The 24,073-nt window shown below is 36.4% G+C and carries 23 protein-coding genes; 6 read left to right on the forward strand and 17 right to left on the reverse strand.

All coding sequences use genetic code 11. From position 1 onward, the window contains the following. Positions 1 to 248 precede the first annotated feature (248 nt). The 12 genes from Q9317_RS06985 to yycF form a co-directional block, all read right to left on the reverse strand. On the reverse strand, positions 249 to 746 hold the full coding sequence (locus tag Q9317_RS06985; protein WP_003101312.1) for a YkgJ family cysteine cluster protein: 498 nt from the start codon (positions 744 to 746) through the stop codon (positions 249 to 251). Positions 747 to 772: 26 nt separating this feature from the next. Continuing rightward, positions 773 to 2,074, reverse strand: a complete 1,302-nt coding sequence (ftsY, locus tag Q9317_RS06990) for a signal recognition particle-docking protein FtsY (RefSeq protein ID WP_003101315.1) — start codon at positions 2,072 to 2,074, stop codon at positions 773 to 775. After that, a complete protein-coding gene (locus tag Q9317_RS06995; protein ID WP_003101318.1) occupies positions 2,074 to 2,901 on the reverse strand; it encodes a Cof-type HAD-IIB family hydrolase in 828 nt (275 codons plus the stop codon). The genes ftsY and Q9317_RS06995 overlap by 1 nt, the downstream gene beginning before the upstream one ends. Continuing rightward, the gene (locus tag Q9317_RS07000) at positions 2,894 to 3,700 is read right to left on the reverse strand and encodes a Cof-type HAD-IIB family hydrolase (RefSeq protein ID WP_003101321.1); all 807 of its coding nucleotides are present in this window, start codon (positions 3,698 to 3,700) and stop codon (positions 2,894 to 2,896) included. The genes Q9317_RS06995 and Q9317_RS07000 overlap by 8 nt, the downstream gene beginning before the upstream one ends. Positions 3,701 to 3,818: 118 nt before the next feature. Continuing rightward, on the reverse strand, positions 3,819 to 4,310 hold the full coding sequence (locus Q9317_RS07005; protein ID WP_003101323.1) for a hypothetical protein: 492 nt from the start codon (positions 4,308 to 4,310) through the stop codon (positions 3,819 to 3,821). Further along, entirely contained in the window at positions 4,307 to 4,930 is a 624-nt protein-coding gene (locus tag Q9317_RS07010; protein WP_003101325.1) for an ATP-binding cassette domain-containing protein, read from the reverse strand. Before Q9317_RS07010 ends, Q9317_RS07005 begins: the two co-directional genes overlap by 4 nt. Beyond that, a complete protein-coding gene (locus Q9317_RS07015; protein ID WP_003101328.1) occupies positions 4,930 to 6,909 on the reverse strand; it encodes a bacteriocin-associated integral membrane family protein in 1,980 nt (659 codons plus the stop codon). The genes Q9317_RS07010 and Q9317_RS07015 overlap by 1 nt, the downstream gene beginning before the upstream one ends. 991 nt (positions 6,910 to 7,900) lie before the next feature. Continuing rightward, positions 7,901 to 11,446, reverse strand: a complete 3,546-nt coding sequence (smc, locus tag Q9317_RS07020; protein ID WP_003101330.1) for a chromosome segregation protein SMC — start codon at positions 11,444 to 11,446, stop codon at positions 7,901 to 7,903. After that, the gene (gene rnc, locus Q9317_RS07025; RefSeq protein WP_003101331.1) at positions 11,447 to 12,139 is read right to left on the reverse strand and encodes a ribonuclease III; all 693 of its coding nucleotides are present in this window, start codon (positions 12,137 to 12,139) and stop codon (positions 11,447 to 11,449) included. A gap of 102 nt (positions 12,140 to 12,241) precedes the next feature. Further along, positions 12,242 to 13,051 carry an exodeoxyribonuclease WalJ gene (gene walJ, locus Q9317_RS07030; RefSeq protein WP_003101333.1) on the reverse strand — a complete coding sequence of 270 codons (810 nt, stop codon included), beginning with the start codon at positions 13,049 to 13,051 and terminating at the stop codon, positions 12,242 to 12,244. A gap of 3 nt (positions 13,052 to 13,054) precedes the next feature. Further along, entirely contained in the window at positions 13,055 to 14,413 is a 1,359-nt protein-coding gene (vicK, locus tag Q9317_RS07035; RefSeq protein WP_003101335.1) for a cell wall metabolism sensor histidine kinase VicK, read from the reverse strand. After that, positions 14,406 to 15,116, reverse strand: a complete 711-nt coding sequence (gene yycF / locus Q9317_RS07040) for a response regulator YycF (RefSeq protein WP_003101337.1) — start codon at positions 15,114 to 15,116, stop codon at positions 14,406 to 14,408. The genes vicK and yycF overlap by 8 nt, the downstream gene beginning before the upstream one ends. 254 nt (positions 15,117 to 15,370) lie before the next feature. Between yycF and Q9317_RS07045 the strand changes: the two genes are divergently transcribed. Genes Q9317_RS07045 through Q9317_RS07060 form a run of 4 tightly spaced genes read left to right on the forward strand, consistent with a single transcriptional unit; the run spans position 15,371 to position 18,362 of the window. Then, on the forward strand, positions 15,371 to 16,168 hold the full coding sequence (locus tag Q9317_RS07045; RefSeq protein ID WP_003101338.1) for an amino acid ABC transporter ATP-binding protein: 798 nt from the start codon (positions 15,371 to 15,373) through the stop codon (positions 16,166 to 16,168). Beyond that, positions 16,165 to 16,983, forward strand: coding sequence for a transporter substrate-binding domain-containing protein (locus Q9317_RS07050; protein ID WP_003101339.1), 819 nt, complete (start codon positions 16,165 to 16,167; stop codon positions 16,981 to 16,983). Before Q9317_RS07045 ends, Q9317_RS07050 begins: the two co-directional genes overlap by 4 nt. Positions 16,984 to 16,997: 14 nt before the next feature. Then, on the forward strand, positions 16,998 to 17,699 hold the full coding sequence (locus Q9317_RS07055; protein WP_003101340.1) for an amino acid ABC transporter permease: 702 nt from the start codon (positions 16,998 to 17,000) through the stop codon (positions 17,697 to 17,699). 15 nt (positions 17,700 to 17,714) lie between these two features. Then, on the forward strand, positions 17,715 to 18,362 hold the full coding sequence (locus Q9317_RS07060) for an amino acid ABC transporter permease (RefSeq protein ID WP_003101341.1): 648 nt from the start codon (positions 17,715 to 17,717) through the stop codon (positions 18,360 to 18,362). A 37-nt stretch (positions 18,363 to 18,399) separates the two neighbouring features. On the opposite strand, the gene Q9317_RS07065 is transcribed toward Q9317_RS07060, so the two are convergent. The 5 genes from Q9317_RS07065 to dhaK all read right to left on the reverse strand — a co-directional run bounded on the left by Q9317_RS07065 (position 18,400) and on the right by dhaK (position 22,168). Beyond that, entirely contained in the window at positions 18,400 to 19,407 is a 1,008-nt protein-coding gene (locus Q9317_RS07065; protein WP_003101345.1) for a DUF3114 domain-containing protein, read from the reverse strand. 88 nt (positions 19,408 to 19,495) lie between these two features. After that, positions 19,496 to 20,206, reverse strand: coding sequence for an MIP/aquaporin family protein (locus tag Q9317_RS07070; protein WP_003101347.1), 711 nt, complete (start codon positions 20,204 to 20,206; stop codon positions 19,496 to 19,498). A 13-nt stretch (positions 20,207 to 20,219) separates the two neighbouring features. Further along, a complete protein-coding gene (gene dhaM, locus Q9317_RS07075; protein ID WP_003101354.1) occupies positions 20,220 to 20,594 on the reverse strand; it encodes a dihydroxyacetone kinase phosphoryl donor subunit DhaM in 375 nt (124 codons plus the stop codon). Next, complete coding sequence (gene dhaL, locus Q9317_RS07080) at positions 20,594 to 21,169, reverse strand: dihydroxyacetone kinase subunit DhaL (RefSeq protein WP_003101356.1); 576 nt, start codon at positions 21,167 to 21,169, stop codon at positions 20,594 to 20,596. The genes dhaM and dhaL overlap by 1 nt, the downstream gene beginning before the upstream one ends. Positions 21,170 to 21,178: 9 nt before the next feature. Further along, on the reverse strand, positions 21,179 to 22,168 hold the full coding sequence (dhaK, locus tag Q9317_RS07085; protein ID WP_003101359.1) for a dihydroxyacetone kinase subunit DhaK: 990 nt from the start codon (positions 22,166 to 22,168) through the stop codon (positions 21,179 to 21,181). Between the two features lie 154 nt (positions 22,169 to 22,322). On the opposite strand from dhaK, the gene dhaS reads away from it, so the two are divergent. Then, positions 22,323 to 22,868 carry a dihydroxyacetone kinase transcriptional activator DhaS gene (gene dhaS, locus Q9317_RS07090; RefSeq protein ID WP_003101362.1) on the forward strand — a complete coding sequence of 182 codons (546 nt, stop codon included), beginning with the start codon at positions 22,323 to 22,325 and terminating at the stop codon, positions 22,866 to 22,868. A 2-nt stretch (positions 22,869 to 22,870) separates the two neighbouring features. Further along, on the forward strand, positions 22,871 to 23,860 hold the full coding sequence (dhaQ, locus tag Q9317_RS07095; RefSeq protein ID WP_003101364.1) for a DhaKLM operon coactivator DhaQ: 990 nt from the start codon (positions 22,871 to 22,873) through the stop codon (positions 23,858 to 23,860). Positions 23,861 to 24,073 lie beyond the last annotated feature (213 nt).

Below are 24,073 nucleotides of genomic sequence, written 5' to 3' on the forward strand. Positions count from 1 at the left end.
TTATATAAGGCATGATTGTTATTGTAAACGTTTTAATAAACCAAATCTTTCCCCATTGAAAAGGAAAACAAGGTAGTCATTGCTAAAAACTTGCCACTAGTATGGCATCCTATTCGTTAAAAAGGTCCAAAAAAAGAGCTGACTCCAGTACTATCCCTCAAAAGTTAGATACCATGTCTAACTTTTGAGGTGTCCTTCACTGAGTCAACTCTTTTTATTTTTTTACCATTACTTGTTACAATCACTGACTAAACCCTATCTTTTAATTTCTCTACAAAAAGATAAGCTGCTGGACAAAATAGGGTATTTTTCAGGGTCAAATGATTAATTTGATAGATTTTTTTACGATCTGTATGAGGAAATTCACGACAAGCCTTTGGTCTAACCTCATAAATAGAGCAAAGATTATCTTCACCTAAAAAGGGGCAAGGCATGGATTGAAAAATCTTGTCGCCATCTTCATCAATCTGTAAAAACATGTTTTCAAAGGCTGACAATTTCATCCGAAAATGCTTTGAAATACGTTCAATGTCTGCTTCTGTAAAAAGTGGTCCAAGACTCTTACAACAATTGGCACAAGCTGTACAATCAATCTCCTTAAAGACCTCACGGTGAACCTCTTGAACCATTTTATCCAAGTTCTTAGGTGGTTTTTTCTTTAATTGTGCTAAAAACTTGCGATGTTCCGCCTGCTTTTGCTGTGCCAGTTCCTTATACCTGTCAAGGTTCATCCTATTATTAGCCATCGTTTTATGCTTTCTTGATTACTCTCTTAAAGTAAGTCCCCTAAAAGACCACGCATGAAATCTTCGGATTGGAATTCACCAATGTCGTCAATTTTTTCACCAAACCCAATAAATTTAACAGGAATATCTAAGTCTTGACGAATGGCCAAAACCACACCGCCCTTAGCACTTCCATCAATTTTGGTTAAAATCAATCCTGTCAGTGGTAAGATTTTTGAAAATTCCTTAGCCTGACTGAGAGCATTTTGCCCTGTAGAGGCATCTAAAGCTAAAAGGGTTTCATGTGGTGCATCTGGTAAAACACGCTTAATGATACGACCCATTTTTTCAAGCTCAGCCATTAGGTTTTCTTTATTCTGCAAACGACCTGCTGTATCAATCAAAAGAATATCAACCTTTTCAGCGACAGCCTTTTCCATACCATCAAAGACCACAGACGCTGGATCAGCTTTTTCTGGTCCAGTAACCACTGGAACAGCAACACGTCGTCCCCATTCCGCTAATTGAGCAACAGCTCCAGCACGGAAGGTGTCCGCGGCAACCAACATCACTTTTTTGCCTTCTGCTTTATAGCGGTAAGCTAGTTTACCAATTGATGTTGTTTTACCGACTCCGTTAACCCCAACAAAGAGCATAACCGTCAAATCATCTTGATAGTTGATTTTTTCATTGTAGATGCCATCTTTTTCATAGATATCTACCAATTTTTCAATGATAAGGCGTTTTAATGCTTCTGGCTTCTTCGCATTTTCAAGTTTAGCTTCCTGACGCAATGCTTCTGTTAACTGTGTGGCAACCGTAACACCAACATCTGATAAGATAAGCATTTCTTCTAATTCTTCAAAGAACTCTTCATCAACCCGTCTAAAATTGGCAAAAAAGCTGTTAAGACGCGCTGCAAAGCCAGTTCTTGTCTTGCTTAAACTACGCTCATATTTATCTTCATCACTTTCGTCATGACCTTCAACAGAACCTACTTGTGGTAACTCCTCCTCAGAAGTTTGCTCAACTAATTGTTTTTCAAGGTCTGCCTTACGTCTATAATAGTCTTCCATAGCAGCAAGTGCTGCGTCACTTTCTTCGCTATCTTCTTGCGCCTCTGTTAGTAAGGTCTCCGAATGCTCTGAAGGTAATGGTTCTGACTCAAGCAAAGGCTCAAAAAGCGCTGCATTGTCATGTAGACTAGAGTCACTGTCTTGCAAATCCTCTTGCTTGTTTGAGTCTTCTGCCTCAACTTGCTCCTCTACTACTTCAGCTGTAAGAGGCATGTCTTCTTCTTTTTTTGTAACCTCTTTTTTAGTTCCAAATAATCGATCAAATAATCCCATTAAATTTCCTCATTAAGTATGTATTTTTGAATAGCTTCCGCAACACCAGATTGATCATTGGTTAAACGGGTTACCTTGTCTGCAATTTGCTTAGCATCAGCTACCGCGTTTGCCATTGCTACTCCAAGACCAGCCCATTCCAACATGGTAAAATCATTGGCTTCATCCCCCATGGCCATCACGTTTTCTGCTGAAAATCCTAAGTGCTTGCAGAGTAGTTGTAAGCCAAAGGCTTTATGAACACCTTTTGGCATGACTTCAAAGATAATATCACGTGATTTAAAGGCTTCAAAGTTTTCAAAAGCATCTTCCTTTGCACCTGCTAAGGCCTCATCTAGAAAATCAGCATCTGTAACAGTTACAATTTTATTGTAAACAATACCCTTAGGCAATTGGTCAAAATCAGCAATCTCAACAAAATCAAGAAGGGGACTCGCCAAATAATATTCAGATCGTCTGCCGTCAGGACTTGGAATACTGTAAACTTTACCATCACTTAGAATATCTGTTGGTAACTGTAAGAGTTGCAATTGCTGGTGTAGATAGCTTACTTCTTCTAGACTTAAACTACTTTTATCTAGGATTTCCCCTGTATTACGTTGAACTAAACCACCATTAAATGTAATACAATAATCATCGTCATCTAATAGTCCAAGTTCATCAAGTAAATTGCCAATTGCTAATAAGGGACGGCCAGTTGTAATGACAACTTTTATGCCCAATTCTTTAGCAGCAAAAATAGCCTCTTTATTGGCATCACTAACAATTTTTTCCTTGTTAAATAAGGTCCCGTCTAAGTCTAGTGCTAATAATTTAATATCATTCATGAGCAACTAACCTTTCTAAATAATCCATTACTGCCTCTTGGTCACAGTGACCAATAATCTGATCAGAAACAGCTTTCACTTCTTCTCTAGCATTTTCAGTTGCGACAGCTTTACCTGCAAAAGTTAACATTTCCATGTCATTAATATTGTCACCAAAGGCAATAACATCTTCGGCAGCTATTCCTAAAGAATGACACAAATGCTCCAAACCAAAGCCTTTATTGACTTCTTTTAAAATCACATCAATTGACTCAAAACCAGTGGCTACTGCACTGATATAGGGCAACTCCTCTTTAAGCCAGTCACTAGCAATCAAGACCTTATCAGGGTCAAAACTAGTTGTCACTTTAAAAATAGTGTCGTGATCCATGTCATCAATATGGTCAATCATTGTTACATTTTCATAAAAAAGCTGCATACGATCATAGTAAGCTTGAGGTGTGCCTTTAAGAATATAAGAAGCTTTCTCGCCAGAAAACAATAAGCCAGCCTGACTATAATAGGGGTTGCTCGCAATTTTTTGAGCCACTTCAGCGTATTGCATTTTTGTCATGGCATCTGAAAAAATAACCTTGTTTTGATACTGCACAACTGAACCATTTTCACCGACAACAGCAATTTGGTCTAAAACTTCAGCGAAGAGTTTATCAATAGCCAAAATAGAGCGGCCACTTGAAACTGTGAAAATAATGCCTTTTTCCTTTAATTTTGGAAGGAGTTTTGCTAGCCGTTCCTTATCATAGCAGCCATTTTCTTTCAGAAAAGTGCCATCCATATCGGTTGCTACTAATTTAATCATACCATCTAACCTTTTTCTTCTTAGGGAGACAAAATCCCCTCATTTTTCATTATTCTCATTATACCACAGAACACTACTGCAAATCACCCAAAAAAGACGTGTCGAATTGACACGCCTTTTACTTTTTAAAAGCTTGGTATAGTTTTTTGTATAATTCTTTCTTTTCTTTTTTCTGAGAATTCAACTCTTTTTTGCCATAATCAAAATTTGCTATCACAAATCCCTCATTAGCATTCGAAAAAGTGAAAAATTCTATTTCCATTAATTTATTATGTTTAGAATCTTCTACACTATTCCCTAAATTAGCGTTAAATTGTTTAACCTCTTCTTCACTAACCCCAAAGCCCATAGCAGCCCCATCTGCAATGATATTTGAAAATATCTCTTTTGAAGATGCTGCTTCTTTGACCGTGATTGGGTATATAGCTTCTGCTGTCTCTAATTCTTTTACTGTATTCCATTTTTTAGCATCACTAGAAGAAATTGTATAAACTGTTAACTCTACCTTAGGTTTATTAGGATTTTCTTTTTTTATGACTTGTTTTCCAATTAAGAAAAACGCGAGCAGGCCTGTTATTAGTATCAAAGTAATGCAAATTTTCTTTTTCATATCTTACTTCCTATATCTTTCATATCAATTATCACATCAACTTTATTATAGACAGCTGGGTCATGCGTTGCTATAATAACATATTTATTATCAGCTGTTTCATTCAATAATAACTTAATGATTTCTTTTCCAATCTTACCATCCAAAGCCCCTGTAGGCTCATCGGCTAAAATAACGTTGCGTGGCTTCATTAACATTCTGGCAATAGCTACACGCTGAGCCTGTCCCCCAGATAATTCATATATTTTCTGATGTAAATAGTCACTAGAAAGTCCTACTTTTTCAAGGACATCAGATATCATTTTTTTGTCTTTAGTGATAAGTTTCAAGTTATCATATACTGTTTGGTTTTCTATTAAAGAATAGTTCTGAAAGACATAGCCAATTGTATTTTTAAAGAATGTTCTTTCTTTTATTTTCCAAATATCCTGTTCATCAACTAAGACCTTTCCTTTGTCAATTTTTTCTAGTCTACCTATTATGTTAAGAAGTGTACTTTTCCCTGAACCAGAACCTCCAATCAAGGCGTAACTTTTTCCAGTTTCAAAGCTTAAATTTAAGTCTGTAAATATCTTTTTTGAGCCAAATGTTTTTGTCACATTCAAAATGTCAATTGTCATTATTCATCTCCTTTTAAAATTTGAGAATATTTTTCAGATAATTTTCTAAAACTTATTACTGCTGAGAAAATTAAAACCATTAAAGAAGCAAGGCCAATATACAAGAGCTCTATTTGTCCTGTCATAATATATGTCAACAGAATAACCATTGCAATGGTTATCATAAAGTATTTGAGGCTTGAAATGGCTATACGTGTTTTTGACAATCCTAAAATGATTTTTTTCACATAATCATTCTGTTTTGAAGCAATAAAGAGTTGAACATATTGATAAATGAGTAGAAATACAATACTGTAAATAATCTTCTGCAAGATTTTGGAAAGAAAAATTTGGTGTTCTAAGGATTGACTATTAAGTTTCACAATTTGGTAAACATCTACTGGATTCATTGAAAAATTCAAGTTAAGGCTTGAAGCATTAATTTTCTTTATTGCTTCAGGACTAAAAAGTGAGTTGTTTACAATATTACTAGCCAAAGAAAAATCATTGTTTGCTATCATTTTATCAGTGTCTAGCACAACTACTATATTAGTTTTGCTATCTGCTACACTTGACAACGGTAAACTCTCTTTACTTTTACGATCATTGTCTCCATTCTCATTGAAATAAAACATTTTTTTGCCATTAGGAATTAGTTGCACTGCAAGATTTGCTTTTGTATAGTTTGTTCCAGTAAACTGTTCTGCTACAACCGTATTCTCAATCGATTCTCTTTGTTCTTTAAATTTTTCAGGAATATAGATGCTTGCTACCTTATCATCTAAAACATGATAATTTGTGCCATTCACTTTATTTTGTAAGGTAGCACCTGTTTGATTGATATAAATCAGCTCTTTATTTACTTCTGGATGGCTTATCCCATCACTTTTTAATTGTTTATAAAAATCTTCGGCAAAATGCGACGTTTTCATATAATCTGGAATATATATCGAAGACGGTTTTATATATAAAAAATCTAGTTTTTTTAAGGCAGCAGCTATCTGTAGATACTGATTATCTGAATCACTTACTGCTCCATTTTTAGCTGAGTCACTTTCAATCCCCAAGAACTCTAGCCTTTTCCAGTCTTTTACTTTGTTCCATGGCTCTAAATGATTTATCTGTATGCTAATTCTGTATTGACTACTCTTTGTTTCTTGTAAAAAAATCCCTGAGACAATGATGATGCTAGAAATAATGACAAGCCATACGATAAAAATCAAGTTATTTTTTGCCTTGTTTTTGATAATTTCAATAGGTTTTTCACTCTTAATGGTCAGCCAAAATAGAAGAACGGTAATGAGGTCAATGATTTGAAATAGTATAAAATTTGTTAAAAGCATCGAAAAAAATAACTTGGAACTATAGGTCAAAAAACTGCCACCCAAAAAAGAACTGTAAGAAATCATCAACAAACTAGCCACAAATACTTCAAAGCTAAAAGAAATGAAATAATCTCTTTTTAAGTTGTATATCGGCAATCCTAAAGAGCGTCTTATCACTCCTTCTTTAATCTGTCTTGTTCTAACAACAAATAAAACTACTAATAAGGTCAAGTAAATGGATAGCATTAACAATAGCCTTAAAGTCCCAGTGAATTGTAATATTCCTCCTATATACCAAGGGTAAGCCATATAGACTGTTTGAAGTCCAGTAGTCCTAAGTGTTTCTAAACTATTTGTATCAAGTTTCCCTAAGGTATAATACATTCCTGTTATTGGTACAGACTTTAATTGTTCATCATTTGCATCATCGACATTTACATACTTCAACTGACCCGAACTCTGAACAATCGGCTTGTAAATAGTAACTTTTTTCGTTTTTGATAGTGTACTAATTCTTTTATAAATTTCTTTACTAGAAAGGTTACTTTTCCCTTGTATTGAAAAGGCACCATCAATTGGTAAAGGTACTGGTTTTTGAGTATCACTAATACTGACAACACCAACTGCAGCAATTATACAAAAGAAGAAAGCAATAACACCTAATTTTAATTTCATAAGCACCTACCTATAGTATAAAAGACCCTATAATATGATTGGGTCTTTAGCTCTCATAAACCATTTTTAACATTTAAAGTAATCCAATGTGCATTTAATTGAACATCATGCCAAGTTTTTTGTAAATTTGGTATTGCTCGCCCATATCTTTTGAGAATCGGATACCTTAATTGTTCCCCAAATATTAGTTACTGAATAATTTGAACCAAAATAATTGGAGACTTAACACAGGAATTAGAATACCCATAGCTATCACTTACACCATCATGCCATTCAGCAATAATTGGATATGAAGCTGAATTTGACTTACTGCACTAACAAGATAAGCTGCAGCGGTAAATCCAAAACTTAAAGAGCTAACGGTTTATTACTAATTCTTTTTTCATATTACTTCTCCTTGAATTAAAGTATTCAAAGAATTCACCATTATTCAAACATAATACCATATTATGGCTTCAATTGTAAGATGCTAAATGTCTAGAAGCAGATAAGTACCTTACAGAAATTGTGGGGCAGGTCGTCGTTCAAAATGTTCTCTAATTTTAGAAACATGTCGTTAATCGTGATACCACTGAAATAAAGCTAAAATAAGACTATACTATCTCTCAAATGATTTATCGCATATTATTCTTTAATTTTTAAGGAAAAATAGAATCTTGTTACTCTAAGGTTTATCCCCAAAAAACTCAATCCATTATTCTCAAATACATAGTTTTATCTTATTACTAATATAATGGAAAAGATTAGATCTATTTCGTCTACTCATTCATAATAACTAACTCCAGTCTAGCATTTTCTAAAACCAGTCTAATAGTTAAGAATAGACAAGTAAAAGAAGAGACAAAAAATCCTTGCTAAAACATTTTACTTGAATGTGCCGCTATGGCTGAAAACAAACCCCCTTGGAAATAATGTCATCCAAGGGGGAGGTATTCTATTGTAGCATTTTGCTTACTACTAATGTTATTTGGCTTTCTCTTCTTTCTGTTTCCTAAGCTAAAAACGTTAAGTCTTTTGAATCTTTCAATTTTACTGAGACAATTTTGGAGACCCCTGATTCTTGCATGGTTACCCCATAAATACTATCAGCAGCAGCCATGGTTCCCTTACGGTGTGTCACGACAATAAATTGACTATTCTTATCAAAACGGTTTAAATAATCTCCAAAACGTTTAACATTAGCCTCATCTAAAGCTGCTTCAACCTCATCCAAAATGACAAATGGAATGGTCTTAACACGGATGATTGCAAAAAGTAAGGCAAGTGCTGACAAGGCTTTCTCCCCACCTGACATTAGGTTTAAGGACTGAATCTTTTTACCTGGAGGTTGAACTGAAATCTCAATACCTGCCGTTAACAAGTCACCATCTGTTAACACCAGATCCGCTGAACCGCCACCAAACATTTGTGTAAAGGTTTCCTTAAAACTGTCACGAATTGCTTCAAAAGTCACTTTAAAGCGCGCCTTCACTTCACTATCCATACTACCAATGGTCTCAAGTAACATGTTTTTAGCTTTGTTTAAATCGGCTTTTTGGCCATTTAAAAACTCAAGGCGCTCCGCAACTTCCTCATATTGAGCAATGGCATCACTATTGATAGGACCCAAAGCCTTGATTTTTTTCTCAAGCTGACGCAAATGCTGACGTGCTGTTTCTAACTCCTCCAAAACACTTGTAAAAACAAGAGCCTCATCAAAAGTCATTTGGAAATCTTCAGCCAATACTCGAGCAAAACTCCTTAGTTTATCAGTGACTTGTTCCAGCGCGGCTTCTAATTTCGTTTGCTTACGAATATAACTTTCATTTTTTTCAAGTTCTTTGCCGAGTTTCTCTTCGATTTCCTCAAGCTGCGCTTGATAATCCTCATTTTCAAAACGTAACTGAACTAGCCGTTGTTCCACTAACTGTTTACGATTGGCCACTTGAATAACTTGATTCTTCAGGTCTGGTAATTGGTGACGCTCTTCTTCTGAAATCTTGCTGTTCAGCAAACTCTCTAACGACTCAATAGCAGACTCTGTCTCAACAATAGCTTGCTTTAAGCGAGTTATATCTGAAGACTCAAAGCGTTTTTCATTGAGAAGGTCTCGTTCTTGCAAACGAGCTTGAGAGAGAGTCTCAGATAAGCTAGCTTTTTTATCATTAATGCTATCTTTGTTCTCTTTGATTTGTTCAATCTCAAGTGTCAAAGCTTCTTTTTTCACTCCAAGTTTAGCTAATAAAGCTTCAAGCTCAATCTTTTCTTGATCAAAATGATTGGAATGTTCTTCACTTTGATCTTCTGTTAAAGCTCGGTATATTGCTTTAGTATCTAATAAACTTTCTTGAAGTTGTTGGAAATGAAATTCAGCCTTTTGCTCTTGCATACGAGCCGTTTCTCCCGAAACTTTCAAGACTTCTAATTGCTCTGTTTGAGCCATCAACTGGTCTTTAAGCTTCGCAACAGCTTTTTCACTGACTTTCAATTGTTCAGAAATCGTTTCAATGTCCTTTTGGATTTGCTCTAATTCAGGCTTAATAAAGGTACTATTGTTTTGACGATTTGCACCACCAGCAAATGAACCACCCGGTCTTAGCTCCGTTCCATCCAAGGTTACAATTCTCACTTTATACTGCAAACGTTTAGCTGCGCTATTAGCATGATCAATCGTATCAAAAATAAGTGTTGTTCCAAGTAGATTTTTGAAAATATGAGTAAGATGCTTTTGATAGCGAACAAGTGACTCTGCCGTTCCCAAATAGCCTTGACAAGATTGCAAGACCCTTAGGTGTTGATCTGATAAGTGACGCTCTTTAATGGTCGTTAATGGTAAAAAGGTTGCTCGACCTTGACGGTTTTTTTTCAAGAAAGCAATTGCAGCTTTTGCAGCTGCTTCATCAGCAACAATAATATTTTGGCTACTCGCTCCTAAGGCAATTTCTAAGGCAACTTGATAATCTTTATCAAAACTTAAGTGCTCACTAACAGCTCCTAAAATACCTTCTAATTGACCAGCATGCTGTAAAACAGAACGAACCCCCGCGTAGAACTGACTATGATTTTTTTGAATGGCTTCTAAACTTGCTTTGCGGGCTTCTTTTGCTTTTTTCTGATCAAGAATATCAAATAAGCGAGATTGTTCTTGCTGATAAGTTTGCTCCTGAACTTTGATAGAACTTGCTAAAGTCTGATAGTCTGTTAGCAATTGTGCAACTGTTTCTTGTTTTTCTTGATAGTCAGCCTTTATGTCATCAAATTCTGTTGATAGACGATCTAGCTTTTCTTTAAGATCACGTTCTTCTTGAGCTTGAAGTTCCTTGGTTTGACTTGCTTTTTCCATGTCAGAATGCAAAACAGTTAAGCGATTTGACAGTCTTGCTTCTTCTTGCATTAAAGCAACAAAATCTTCTCGTAAACTTTCAATCAACTGATCCGGATCACTTGAAAAACGCTCTAATTCTTGACTCGTTTCTGATACTTTATTTTGCACATCCACTAAAGTTTCGTCCAACTGAGCCACTTTCTCTAACTTTTCTTCATGGTCATGTTGGTATGTGCTTAACTGACTTGTTAATTGATGAAGTCGGTCATTAGCTTCTGCTTTTTTCTCTTTTTTCTGATTGCTTTCTAAGGTGATAAGATCAATTTGACGCTCTAAATCTGATAGGAGTTTTGTTAATTCCAGCAAATCAGCTTGTTTAGCCTCTGTTTCAGCCAATAATTGTTGACGTTTTGATTTTAAAACTTGATTGTCGTGTTCTAATTGGTTTCTGTTATGATGGTATTCAGAAAGCTCCGTTTGCAAGCCCTCAAGTTCTACTTCTTTTTGAGCCTGAAGAGCTTTATTGCTTTTAATATCTGATACCAAAATATCCAACTGCAATTGCTTACGTTCTTCTTCTAAAACTTGGAATTCTTTAGCAACCTTAGCTTGTTTTTCCAAAGGGGCTAATTGATTTTCCAACTCATAAACAATATCATCTAGTCGGTCTAAATTATCTTGTGTTTGATTTAATTTGCTCTGTGTTTCTTTTTTACGATTTTTGTATTTTAAAACACCAGCTGCTTCTTCAAAAATGGCACGTCTTTCTTCTGGTTTGCTGTTGAAAATCTCCTCAACTCGCCCTTGAGAAATGATTGAAAAGGAATCACGGCCAAGCCCGGTATCCATAAACAAATCATGAATATCACGAAGCCTCACTTTTTTTCCGTCAATCATGTAGTCACTGTCACCATTACGATAGATGTGTCGTTCCACGCGAATTTCTTTAGCCGCATCTTTTATAAAAGCATCACTATTATCTAGGACAACAACAACCTCAGCATAATTAAGGGGATTACGATTTTCTGTACCAGCAAAAATAATATCTGGCATCTTGCCACCACGCAGACTCTTGGCACTTGATTCTCCTAAAGCCCAACGTAAACTCTCTGTGATGTTACTTTTACCTGAACCATTTGGTCCTACAACTGCAGTGACGCCTTTATCAAATTCAATCTTTGTCTTATCAGCAAAGGATTTGAAACCTTGCATTTCAATTTTCTTTAAAAACATTTAGTCCTCACTCAATTGGCTCAAGGCATTTTTAGCCGCATCTTGTTCTGCTAATTTTTTGGATTTACCAAGCCCTTGACTAATAAATTCATTATTGGCATAGACAGCAACTTCGAATTCCTTAGCATGTGCTGGGCCAGATTCCTTAACCACTTGGTAATCAATTAGAATATCTCCTTGGGCCTGTAGGATTTCTTGCAAGCTTGTCTTGTAGTCTTTAACACGTTCAAATTTTCCTTGTTCAACCTGTGGAATCATTACCTGATTAAGAAAACGACGCACCTCATCTACACCCTTATCCAAGAGCAAAGCACCTAGAAAGGCTTCAAAAAGATCACCTAAGATGGTATCACGATTACGACCACCAGATTTTTCTTCTCCTTTACCAAGTTTAATATAAGTATCAAAGGAACAAAAGCGTGAAAAACCTGCTAGACTCTCTTCACGAACAATCATAGAGCGTAATTTAGAAAGATCACCTTCAGCTTTTTTAGGGTATTTAGCAAAAAGATATTCTGAGATAATGAGCTGAAGAACAGCGTCTCCTAAAAATTCCAAACGTTCATTATGTGAAATGTTTAGGAGGCGATGCTCGTTGGCATAAGAGGTATGTGTAAAGGCTGTTTCCAGCAGACTTTTATTTGAAAAACGGATTTGAAATGAGGCTTCTAAGAGGGCTTCTAACTTTTTCATAATTTCTCCTTTTTTGGTAGTCAGTAACAGACTATTCTAGTATACCAAAAAACCAGCTATAAGGCTTGCTTTAGCTGATTTTTTAGAAAGTAATTCCATTTTTTAGATATCCGATAAAGGACAGGCAGTATCAGGTGAGGTATCAAAAACAGTAAATTGTGACCCTAAAGGCAAATCTGCCATTGCTAACTGATTTTCCATGGTCATGTGCGCTAATTCTTTGATATTATTTTCTTTACTTAAATGCCCCAAAAAGATTTTTTTGGTCTTATTTCCCATACTGCGTATCATAGCTGCCGCACCGTCTTCATTTGACAAATGACCTTGATCCGATAAGATTCGCTGTTTGAGACTCCAAGGGTAAGAACCTGACCTTAGAATTTCGATATCATGATTGGATTCAATCAAGTAAGCATCAGCGTTCTCGATGACACCAGAAAGCCTATCACTAACATAACCTGTATCTGTTAACATGACAAAGGATTTCCCATCTTTCATAAAACGGTAAAATTGAGGATCAGCAGCGTCGTGGCTAACACCGAAACTCTCGACATCTAAATCCCCGAAAGTCATCATCTTATCTCTTTCAAAGACGTGTTTTTGTGCCACATCAATCTTTCCAAGCATCTGACGGTGATCAATCATTTGCCATGTTTTTGAATTGGCGTAAATATCAAGGTTATATTTGCGAGCTAGAACACCAACTCCCTTGATATGATCTGAATGCTCATGTGTAATTAATATGGCGTCTAAATCTTCAGGAGAGCGGTCTATCTCAGCTAGCAAGCTGGTTACTTTTTTTCCTGTTAAGCCTGCATCAACCAATAATTTCTTCTTAGGTGTTTCAATATAGAAGCTATTACCTGTCGATCCAGATGCTAAAATACTGTATTTAAATCCTACTTCTTCCATAAATTAGTCTATATCATCCTCCCAATCATCTTCTCCATCTGTCATCACATCTTTTTCATATGGCAAGACAATGGTAAATGTAGAGCCCTTGCCATAGTCACTTTTTGCCCAAATAAAGCCATTGTGTTGCTTAATAATTTCTTTTGCAATAGCCAAGCCTAAGCCAGTACCACCTTGGGCGCGACTTCTAGCCTTATCAACACGGTAAAAAAGATCAAAAATCAATGGCAAGTCTTTTTTAGGTATGCCCAATCCTTCATCAGAAATAGAGATAATCAATTGCGTGTCAGTAGTTTTCATCTTAACACCAATCTTTCCACCATCTGGGGAATACTTAATGGCATTGTTAAGAATATTTTCAATGACTTGTGTCATTTTATCATTATCAATCTCAACCCATACAGATGTAATGGGATAATCTCGAATAATTTCATAGCTTTTCCCTGCAACTGTATTTTGCGTTTTAACCAAGTCAAAACGGTTTAAAATAGAGGTCATAAAGGCTGTAAAGTTAGTCATTTCAACAGCTAAGGTCGTTACATTATTGTCAATTCTTGATAAATTCAAAAGATCAGAAATCATCCGCATCATACGATTTGTCTCATCTAAAGAAACCTTGATAAAATTGGGGGCAATTTCTTCTTTTAAGGCACCTTCATCCAAAGCCTCTAAATATGACTTAACAGATGTTAATGGCGTTCTTAATTCATGACTAACATTAGAAACAAAGAGACGACGTTCTCGTTCTTCTTTTTCTTGCTCGGTCATGTCATGTAAAACGACAACTAATCCTGAAATAAAACCACTTTCACGGCGATTTAAGGCAAAACGCAATCTTAAGGTTATAAATTCTCCCATTTCATCACGTCGGTTTAAGGTCACAACAGGTGTTTTAGACACTAATTCCCGATAGGTGTAAGGAGTGTCATTATCAAGTAAATCTGTAATGTTTTTTTGCAGAGCTTCTTCACGGCTTAAATTCAATTGTTTTTGTGCTGTTTCATTAATCATCAAAATTTGACCTGATCGGTCAGTTGCCAAGACACCATCGCTCATATAGGCAAGAATACTGGCCAAACGATTTTTTTCCTGGGCTAAATTTTCATGGCTTAAGCGAAAAACATCTGATAAGTCGTTTAACTGTTCAGACAGCTCCATTAATTCAATATCTGCCTTTTGATTAATGTCATCAGTATAACGACCATTAATCAAGTCCCGTATTTTATGGCTCATTTGTCTAATAATCTTAGCGTTTCGATAATCACGAAGAGCCAAGTGGACAAAATAAACAGCAACAAAAATAAGAAGAGACAGAATTGCTAATTCAAATAAGGATAAGTTACCAATAATATCTTTAGTCATGTGATTTCATGTAGTATCCAACTCCTCGTCTTGTCAAAATATATTCAGGACGGCTAGGAGTATCTTCGATTTTTTCTCGCAAACGACGTACCGTTACGTCAACTGTTCTAACATCACCAAAATAATCATAGCCCCAAACAGTTTCAAGCAAATGTTCACGAGTCATTACTTGCCCAATATGGTTGGCTAAGTGATGCAATAATTCAAATTCACGGTGGGTTAACTCAACCTCTTGACCATGCTTTTTAGCTAAAAAGGCATCTGGCAAGATTTGAAGGTTGCCAATCGTTAACTCTTGATTACCAGCTGAGGCATTTTCTTCAGCAACTGCTGTTTCGATGGTTTCTGTACGGCGCAAATGCGCCTTAACACGAGCTAATAGCTCACGATTAGAAAATGGTTTTGTCACATAGTCATCTGCACCAATTTCAAGACCGATGACCTTATCAAACTCACTATCTTTTGCTGATAACATAACAATTGGAATGTGGCTTGTTTTACGAATTTCTTTAGCAACTTCTAAACCATCCATTTCAGGTAACATCAAATCTAAAATAACCAAGTCTGGTTTTTCTTCTTCAAACAAGGTAACTGCTTCACGTCCATCAAAAGCTGTCACCGTTTCATATCCTTCTTTTGTTAAATTAAATTTGATGATATCTGAAATCGGTTTTTCATCATCAACTATAAGAATTTTCTTCATAATTAATTCTCCCATATGCTTTTTTTATTTGCACTATTGCTTCAAAAGCTATCAATCATAGTGCCTTAACATATTTGTGTCCTTACAATTATACCAAATTATCTGAGCAAATGACAATTCTAGCTATAGAAAGGCTAAAAAATAACATCTTACTCTAAAGATTCTGAATTTATTGACAACAAAGTGACCATATGATAATATACAAATAGTTTCCTACGTAAGGAAACCTCACATAAAAATAAAAGGAGAATACTATGGCCTTAATCGAATTTAAAAATGTCGAAAAATACTACGGGGATTACCACGCTCTCAAAAATATCAACTTAGAGATCGATAAAGGTCAAGTTGTGGTACTCTTAGGCCCGTCAGGCTCTGGAAAATCAACTCTAATCCGAACAATTAATGCCCTTGAGAAAATTGAAACAGGAAGCCTTCTCGTTAATGGTAAAGAAATTGTTAACAAATCAGCCAAAGACCTGGTATCCCTACGTAAAGAAGTTGGCATGGTTTTCCAGCACTTCAATCTTTACCCACATAAAACAGTCTTAGAAAACGTCACATTAGCACCTATAAAAGTTCTTGGCTTATCCAAAGCTGAGGCAGAAAAGATTGCTGAGAAATATTTAACCTTTGTTAACATGTGGGATCGAAAAGATTCCTTCCCATCCATGTTATCTGGTGGTCAAAAACAAAGGATTGCCATCGCCCGTGGTTTGGCCATGAATCCAGAGATTTTACTCTTTGATGAACCAACTTCTGCACTTGATCCTGAGACAATTGGTGATGTTTTAGCTGTTATGCAAAACTTAGCTGCAGATGGCATGAACATGATTGTTGTTACACACGAAATGGGATTTGCCCGTGAAGTTGCTGACCGCATCATCTTCATGGCTGATGGAGAAATTTTAGAAGACACAACAGATGTTGAAGGTTTCTTTGATCATCCTAAAGACCCAAGAGCCCAACAATTCCTAAGCAAGATTATTAACCATACCAGCGAGAAAGTCCAAGCCAAGAAAAAAATCAGAGTTAAAAAGGAGGTCAGTGAATGAAAAAATTCAAAACAATTCTAATACTCTGCTTACTAACTCTTTGTAGCTCTTATCATTTTTCATCTGTCAAAGCAGATGAAAACATGCTCTTATCTAGTGAAGCACTGCAAAAAATTAAAAAATCTGGCAGCTTGAAAATTGGTGTTAAACAGGACGTGCCAAATTTTGGATATTATAGTGCTGACAGTGGACAATATGAAGGCATGGAAGTTGATATTGCAAAGAAAATTGCAAAGTCCTTAAAGGTTAAGCCTGAATTTACAGCTGTTACTGCACAAACCCGAGAAGCCTTACTTGATAATGGTCAACTTGATATTATCATTGCAACTTACACTATCACACCCGAGCGTCAAGCTAACTACTCATTTTCAAAACCTTACTATTTAGATGAGGTTGGCTTTTTGGTCAATAAATCTGGACAAGCCAAAACCATTAAAGATCTCAATAACAAAACAATAGGTGTTGCCCAAGGCTCCACAACAAAAGCTGCAATTGAAGAATATGGCAAAGCTAACCATTTAACCTTTACCTTTGTCCAACTGGGTTCTTACCCAGAACTTGCTATTTCTCTTTATTCTAAACGGATACAAGCTTTTTCCGTTGATAAATCAATCTTGTCGGGTTACAAAAGCAAGCAAACCAAAATCCTTTCACAAGGTTTTAATAAACAATCATATGGTATTGCAAGCACTAAAGCTAACAAGGATGTCACACGTTACATCAACGAACTCATCAGCAAGTGGGAAAAAGATGGAACACTTCAAAAAATCTACAAAACCTATGATTTAAAACCAGCAAAAGCTGATAACAAGTAAGAAAGGCGTTTTATATGACATTATTAGCAGTTACAAGTCCATTTGCACTTTCAAGGTGGCATGCTTTTTTTGACAATAGTGGTATCTTTTTTAAATCCTTTCTCTATACCTTAAGCATGTCTGCTGGTGCTTTACTTCTAGCCCTCATCCTTGGTGTTTTGTTTGGAGCAATGTCTACTTCTAAAAAACCAATTCTAAAAGGCCTTGCCCGTGTCTATGTGGAACTTTATCAAAACACTCCCCTTTTAGTTCAGTTTGTTTTTGTCTATTACGGCTTAGCTATTATCTCAAACGGTGCAATCATGATTTCAGCCTTCTTCACTGCTGTACTCTGTGTTGGAATTTACCATGGTGCCTACATAGCTGAGGTTATCCGTTCTGGAATTGAAGCTGTGCCTAAAGGGCAAACGGAAGCCGCATTATCTCAAGGTTTCACCTATGAACAAACCATGAGTCTCATTATTTTGCCACAGGCTGTGCGCACTATCTTACCACCTATGACAAACCAGATTGTTAATCTAATCAAAAACACTTCTGTGGTAGCCATCATCTCTGGAGCTGACATTATGTTTACAGCTAAGGCTTGGGCATATGAAAGCACCAATTACGTTCCAGCTTTTGCAGGAGCAGCTATTTTATACTTTATCATGTGCTTCCCGCTCGCTAACTGGGCTCGCCGTAAAGAAGAAGCCAACAAAAAAATGTATTCCGTTTAGAAAGGGGAAAGTCCTATGTCATCACTATTTAGCACATCTAACCTTTCCTTCATTCTAGAAGGACTTTGGTTAACCCTCTACATTTCACTGCTTTCCATTTTACTCTCAACCGTATTTGGAACCCTTCTTGCCATCATGCGAAATGGTAAAAATAAAGCCTTAAAATTGATAGCAAGCATTTACATTGAATTTGTCAGAAATGTCCCTAATCTCCTGTGGATTTTCATTATCTTTTTGGTCTTTCAAATGAAATCAACCCCAGCTGGTATTTGTGCCTTCACAGTTTTTACCTCTGCTGCCCTAGCAGAAATCATCCGTGGTGGCCTTAATGGCGTTGATCATGGCCAAACCGAAGCAGGACTTTCGCAAGGAATGACTGCAAGCCAAGTCTTTCTAATCATTGTCTTCCCACAAGCCTATCGTAAAATGCTCCCTGCTATTATTTCCCAATTTGTAACCGTAATAAAGGACACATCACTTCTTTATTCTGTCATTGCTATACAGGAACTTTTTGGAAAAAGTCAAATCCTCATGGGGAAATATTTCCAAGCTAAAGAGGTCTTTGCACTTTATGCCTTGATTACCTTAATCTATTTCCTTATCAATGTAAGCATTTCAATGTTCTCTCGTCGCTTGGCTAAAAAATGGGCACAAGCCAACTAAAACAACCTCCCTTGTTGAACAACAAGGGAGGTTTTCATTATTTCATAAAAGGGAGACACTTTGCCAATCTAATGCCCCATTTTAGTCTGCGACTTTGTCTTTTAACGTTAGCATAACTGCTACGACCCTTGTAAGAATACATTCCTCTTCTATTAAAATAGGAATTTTGAAAATCATCACTTTCTTTATTCAACCATTTTTTCATAAGCCACTTTGGAGACCGATACCCTTTTGATATGCGGTTTCTAAAGATAGGGTCATGCTTACGAATCGGATCAACATCTAAATCCCAATGCCTCTTGCCATCCGTCCCATAGTTGAAACTTGCACCATTAACAACACCATTTTCAGTGATGATTTCAGCATCCACTTCATTTAAAAAAGAACCTTGACTATCTAAAATAAACTCCGTATGAAAGTTCATCAAAATTTTTAAATTGTAAGAGATTTTGTTATCAGGAAAGATAACCTTACCATCTTCATATTTTAATTTATTGTGCAATCGAGCAGAGTCCATAAGGGTATAATCACGGGATTTCCGCCAAAAGAAGGGCCCTTTTTTAGTCTTTAAATATCGGATTAGAGCTTTCCTGTCTGACTCACCAGCATCTTTAAAATGCCTTCTAATATATTGGACTTGTTGGCTCGAAATAAGGTATCTGAATTGATGCAGTCGCCTCTCCAATTGCCCATCAGCTCCTAAAGTCCTCTCCGGAAAAGCCCGATCAACCAAGTCTGCCAATTGTGACCAAAATAAATGATCTGCAGCCAAGTCAGGTGAAAAATGCTTTAAAAGCCTTTGTGTTTCAGAAATTTCCCCAGACAGTTCAATAGGCATATCCGCAAGAGTCATGACAAATTCCAGTAACCATTTAGGCTCTTTTTGAGCATAAACACACTGCCAAAATGCCAAAAACTGAGGAGAGCCAATTCTAAAATCAATAGATTTCTGCTTAGCAAGAGTCATTAATTCTTCTTTAGTCAATCCCAAACGACTTAACTTTTTTAATTGACAATAACGCTTTTCTAGTTCACTTTGATGCATGTCGCCCTCCTCTCATTACGCCTCATTATAACTGAATTTTTGAAAAAAAACACTAAAAAAAGACCCTCACAAGGTGAAGGTCTAAAATTTACATCATTGCAAGAATAGCTTGATAAATAAGTGCTCCAGCTACACCACCAATAATTGGACCCACTACTGGAATCCAAGCATATGACCAGTCAGAGTCTCCTTTATTTGGAATTGGTAATAAGGCATGTACAAGACGTGGACCGAGGTCACGCGCTGGATTAATGGCATAACCTGTTGTTCCACCAAGTGAAAAACCTACAGCCGCAACAACAAAACCGACAATTACTGGACCAAAGCCAGCAGCCACTTTGTTCGGACCAATTGCCATAACTGTAATAACAAGTACAGCAGTTCCAATAGCTTCACCTAGAACATTTGACCAGGTATGACGGATTGCAGGACCAGTTGAGAAACAAGCTAGAATTGTTCCTGAATCTTCAGTTTCTTTCCAATGTGGGAAATAATGCAAGTAAAGCAAAATTGCACCCAGCATTGCACCAATAAATTGGGCTAAAAGATAGATTGGTACTTGACTCCAAGGTAGAGAGCCAATAGCTGCCATTGCAAGTGTTACTGCGGGATTTAAATGGGCACCACTCATAAAGCCACTAATGTAAACTGCAACAGTTACTGCCATTGCCCAACCAAGAACAATTGCAATCCAACCACTGTCTTTGGCCTTAGATTTCCCTAATAAACAAGCTGAGACAACACCATCACCTAGTAATACTAAAACTAGGGTTCCTAAACATTCTCCGATAAAATTCATTTTATCTTCTCCCTTATTTTTTAATTTCTAACTCTTTTAATTGCTCCAGAACAGCGTCTTTTTCAAGTCCAGCCTGTATTAAAGCAGCAGCAGTATAGGTCCCTTCTACAAATGGGACATTTACAATCGTGATGGCTTTTTCTGAAAAATCTTGAACCATCTCAAGATTCATACGTGCAGAGCCAAGGTCATAAAAGGCCAATAAATCTTCCTTAGGATTTTCTGAGACAATAGCCTCAACACGTTCAAAACTTGTTCCAATACTTCCGTCTTCTAAACTACCAACATAAGTGATAGAGACGTCTTTAGCGACTTCTGAAATCAAATCAACTAAGCCTTGAGCTAAGTGTTTTGCATGTGAAACAATAATAATTCCTGTCTCTGACATTATTTCACCCCCGCTTCAATCATGGCTGAAAAGAGTAAAGCAGATGAGTATGAACCTGGATCGATATGACCAACAGAGCGTTCTCCAACATAAGAAGCACGTCCCTTAGTTGCTACAATATCTTTTGTCGCAAGAGCTAAAGACATAACGTCATCACTAGTAACATCACCTTCTTCAAGTTTTGCAATCATAGGCTCCCAGACATCAACCATTGTCTTTTCTCCTAGCACAGCCTTCCCACGTTTTTTTATCATGTCAAGACCTGCGCTAAGTAATTGAGCAGGGCTTGCATCGACATCTGCTTTAGCCATTCCCATAAATGCAGAGCCATAAAGAGGACCAGAAGCTCCTCCAACCTTGCTCAATAATTGCATGGCTACAATTTTTAAGATTTCACTTGAGTCTGAAAACTCCTTACCTTCAATGCCAGCCATTACTGCTGCCATGCCACGAGCCATATTACCACCATGATCTCCATCACCAATTGGTGTATCTAGTTCACTGAGGTAATCTTTATTTGCGACAATTTTATCATTAAAGAGACTAATCCATTTGAGTGTTTTTGTAACGTCCATAAGTCCTCCTTACCAAGCTGCTGTTACAACAGCTGCATCAAGGGCATCACGCCATGATTCTTCTTCTAGTTTCAATAATGTCACTGACAAACCAGCCATATCAATTGAGGTCATGAAGTTACCAATTTTCTTGTAAGAAACATCAACACCTTTTTCAGCCAAAAGTTTTGCGACATCATTAGCAAAAACATATTGTTCCATCAATGGAGTACTTCCTAAACCATTGATTAGCAAGGCATATTTTTCTCCCTCAGCCATTTGGAAGCTATCAGCTAATTTGGTCACTAGCTCATCAGCAAGTACTTTTGAAGCTTGCATTTTTTCTTTTTTATAGCCTGGTTCACCATGAATACCAACACCATATTCAAATTCGTCATCTTCTAGAACAAAACCTGGTTTACCAACTTCTGGTACAGTTGCACCTGATAGAGCTAGACCAATTGTTTTAATATTTGGCACTAATTTATCAGCTAATGCTTTAATATCAGAAAGTGATTTTCCTTCGTCAGCAGCTTGTCCTAAAATTTTATGAACCAAAATAGTTCCTGCAACCCCACGGCGACCTTGTGTGTATAGACTATTTTCAACAGCAATATCATCATCAACAACAACACTTGCTACTTCAATACCTTCCATTTCAGCTAACTCTTGTGCCATCTCAAAGTTCATAATGTCACCTGAGTAGTTTTTTATAACCATGAAGACACCGGCACCTTCATCAGCAGCTTTAATAGCTTCTAAAATTTGATCAGGTGTTGGTGATGTGAAGACAGCTCCACAAATAGCTGCTGACAACATCCCTTTTCCAACAAAACCAGCATGTGATGGTTCATGACCTGAACCACCTCCAGAAATCAAGCCAACTTTACCAGTTTTTTCGGCTTTACGTACGATAACATCAAAGCCATCTAGTCTTTCAACTAAATCAGAGTGCATAAATGCTAAACCTTCTAGCATGTCATCAACAATTTGAGTTGCCTCATTCATAATTTTTTTCATTTGTGTTTCCTCCAATTTTTGTTTACGCTTTCATTTTAGAACAGATTCTTAAAATTTGTAAGGGACAAATTTCAAAATGTGTCCATTTTCTTTTCCATTTCGCTTTGTTACAGTATAATAGAAACAAGTAAAATCATTGGGAAAGGAAGCATTAATGGCAAAATCATTAATCACTAAAAAAAGAATTGCCAAGGCCTTCAAAAAACAATTAGAAGTCAAGCCTTTTGATAAAATATCTGTGGTTGATATAATGGACTATGCCCAAATTAGAAGACAGACTTTCTACAACCACTTCCTGGACAAATATGAATTATTAGACTGGATTTTTGAAACCGAATTGCAAGAACAGGTCACCAATAACCTCAACTACATTTCAGGTTTTCAACTCTTAGATGAATTAGTCTTTTATTTCAGCCAAAACCGCTCCTTTTATGCACAATTATTTGATATCAAAGGCCAAAATGATTTTTATTCCTATTTTGGTGATTACTGCAACATTTTAATGGAGAAAATCATTTCTGAATATGAAGAAAAAATGACTATTAGCATTGATAGTCATTACCGGACATTTTTAAAAAGCTATCATGCCAAAGCATTGGCTGATATCATTAAATCTTTTGTTACTATTAACGATTATCAGCCTCAAATGTCCTATATTAAAACGATTATTTTAACAAGTATTAGAAGCAACGAGGAATAAATATGGTTACTATCATCAACCAAAAATTAGATATGATTGATAATTATTATCAAGGCTTACTAACAGCCCACCCCCATTTGGCTCACTTAGAAGGAATCCCACTCATTTATAACAAGGCTTTTAATCCGAATAAAGTGCCAATATTATCTGGCGGAGGATCTGGTCACGAACCTGCCCATGCTGGTTTTGTCGGTGAGGGTATGTTAACTGCAGCAATTTATGGCGACATCTTTACTCCTCCTAGTTCTCAGGACATTTTAAAAGCTCTAAGGTTTCTTAATAAGGGAAAAGGAGTTTTTGTTATCATTAAAAACTTCGAGGCAGACATACGCGAATTTAGTCAAGCTATACATATGGCCCGTCAAGAAGGAATTTTAATCAAATATATCATCTCCCACGATGATATTTCAGTAGAACCTAAACGTAATTTCCAAATGCGACATCGAGGACTGGCTGGAACTATTTTTTTACATAAAATTTTAGGACAATTATCCAATAATGGTGCCAGTATAGAAGAACTTGAACGAACAGCTTTTCAGTTGGCAACAGAGATTGCTACCATTGGCTTTGCTACAAAATCAGCCAGACTTCCTAATGCGGCACTACCACTCTTTGAATTAGAAGAAAGTCATATTTCCTATGGTATTGGAATTCATGGTGAAGAAGGTTATCGAACCGTGCCTTTTCATTCATCTGAGCAGTTAGCTATCGAAGTTATCAACAAATTAAAAATGAAATTTCGCTGGCAAGAAGGCGAACACTTTATTGTTTTAGTTAATAATTTAGGCACAGCAACTGACTTGGAACAAGCTATTTTCCTCAATGACATCAACCAATTGTTAGAACTTGAAGGACTTACAGTTGACTTCGTTAAAAACGGGAAATACATGACAAGCCTTGATATGACGGGCATTTCAGTAACACTATGTCGTATAAAAAATGACACTTGGCTTGAAAGCCTTAAAGCTCCAACCAATGCATTTGCTTGGTAACTAAAAGGAAGTCTCATAACGAGACTTCCTTTTAGTTACAATAATTTCCCAATAATATAATAGACTGTGAAAATAAGTAATATGGTTAGTGCGAAAGCTTTAAAAATATCACGTTTAGAGACAATATTACCCTTCATTTCCTTTTCAACTGATAATTTTACAAAATAATTGATACTGTCAATAATTTTGTGTAAACACAAGAGTAGAGTTTTT

The sequence above is a fragment of the Streptococcus iniae genome (assembly GCF_030732225.1).
Lineage (GTDB): Bacteria > Bacillota > Bacilli > Lactobacillales > Streptococcaceae > Streptococcus > Streptococcus iniae.